The sequence below is a fragment of the Pseudomonas sp. GW460-LB5 genome (assembly GCF_059423245.1).
The window spans coordinates 1-1191 of sequence record NZ_JBWKXT010000130.1; the positions used below are offsets into that span (position 1 = coordinate 1).

General features: G+C 55.7%; 1 protein-coding gene. It reads right to left on the reverse strand.

Annotated features, from left to right (window positions below; translation table 11 throughout):
• Positions 1-144 precede the first annotated feature (144 nt).
• On the reverse strand, positions 145-1125 hold the full coding sequence (locus AC07XM_RS31015; protein WP_102690291.1) for an IS5 family transposase: 981 nt from the start codon (positions 1123-1125) through the stop codon (positions 145-147).
• Between the last annotated feature and the right edge of the window lie 66 nt (positions 1126-1191).

The following is a 1191-nucleotide window of genomic DNA, read 5'->3' on the forward strand; positions in this document are numbered from 1 at the left end:
GGATGGTCTGAAATAGCCGGAAATTTTCCGGCTATCGAGCAGCCAACACATCAAAAAACGACGTACGTTGAAACCTGACCAACATTCTCTGTTTTTCGGGCCCATCGATCACTGCAAGGTGCTTCGCAGCAGCCATTTCCTGCATTACGCGCGCACCTCTCCTGCGCACGCCAACAAATGTCGGCGTGCCATCCACAGGTTCGACAAAGCGAATAGCGTCAGCATCTGCGCGGTGTTCTTGGCCAATCCTCGAAAGCGTACTTTCGTATAGCCGAACTGGCGCTTGATCACCCGAAACGGGTGCTCGACCTTGGCTCGCACCTGGGCCTTGGCCTTCTCGATCTTGCGGGTCGCTTCATACAAGGCGCTGCGCTTGCCATGCTTCTTATACGTGCTGCGCCGGGCTGCAATCTGCCAAATAACTTCACGCCCAGTGTGCTCTTCGCGCTTTTCGACACCGGTGTAACCGGCATCGGCACAGACCACGTTTTCCTTACCGTGCAGCAATTTGTCGACCTGAGTGACGTCAGCAACGTTAGCTGCCGTGACCACAACGCTGTGCACCAGACCCGACTCATCATCGACGCCGATGTGGGCTTTGGCGCCGAAGTAAAACTGATTGCCCTTCTTCGTCTGATGCATCTCGGGATCGCGCTTGCCGTCCTTGTTTTTGGTCGAACTGGGCGCGTGAATCAAGGTGGCATCGACGATGGTGCCCTGACGCAACGATAAGCCACGATCCCCCAGATACTCATTGATGACACCGAGAATCTCACCCGCCAACTCATGCTTCTCCAGTAGACGTCGGAAGTTGAGAATGGTGGTTTCGTCCGGGATTCGTTCCAGGCTCAGTCCAGAAAACTGGCGCAGGATCGTCGTTTCATACAGCGCCTCTTCCATTGCCGGGTCGCTGTAGCCAAACCAGTTCTGCAGCAGATGTACGCGCAGCATCGCCATCAACGGATAGGCCGGTCGACCGCCTTCGCCCTTTGGATAATGTGGCTCGATCAGGGCGATCAAGCCTTTCCACGGCACCACCTGATCCATCTCGATCAGGAACAGCTCTCTACGGGTCTGCTTACGCTTGCCGGCGTACTCGGCATCGGCGAAGGTCATCTGCTTCATCAGGCGTCTCGGCGGTTGAGATCAGACATTCTGCCAAATCTGGAAGTCCTCTTCAGAGTTTCCCTA

Bases quoted from the DNA above. Each gene is read 5' to 3' on its own strand.
- AC07XM_RS31015 (WP_102690291.1), bottom strand. From the start codon at position 1,125: ATGAAGCAGATGACCTTCGCCGATGCCGAGTACGCCGGCAAGCGTAAG.